1 protein-coding gene is annotated in these 409 nt (G+C 71.4%); it reads right to left on the bottom strand.

Features of this window, described 5'->3' with window-relative positions:
- Positions 1-409: hypothetical protein (locus tag ACLD7X_RS19345; protein WP_411425300.1), on the bottom strand; the 409-nt coding region annotated here is incomplete at both ends.

Here is a 409-nt window from a genome sequence, read left to right as displayed (position 1 = left end):
CGAGCGAAACCTCGTCCTCGTCCTGCCCGTCGGCATCGCCTTCGAGCGGAGAGACGACCTCGTTGCCGCGCAGGCGCGGCTCGACCGAGAGGATCTCTCCGCCCTCGACCCGCAGCGATCCGCTCCAGCGGTGCTGCCTGCCGCGCGCGCCCCACCCCAGTTCCAGGACGACGATGGTCTCCAGCTCTGCGCTGTCGCCATCGATCGGGGACGCCTCGACTTCCGGCGCCACGCGCCGCACCAGCGCACCGTTCCGGATCACGTCGATATAGTCGATATGGCCGGGCGCGACGGCTTCGAGGCTGAGAGTCGGGTCCGCGCCCGTCTCGACCTCGCCGCCCGGCATCGCCCCGCCGAGCGTGAAGAACAGATGGGCGTTGTCGCCGGTCAGCGCGCCGGTGCGGCGCTG

The sequence above is a fragment of the Aphanothece microscopica RSMan92 genome (assembly GCF_046613545.2).
GTDB lineage: Bacteria > Cyanobacteriota > Cyanobacteriia > PCC-6307 > Cyanobiaceae > NIES-981.
The sequence above is the reverse complement of the archived record's forward strand: the minus strand, read 5'-3'. Positions and strand labels throughout refer to the sequence as shown.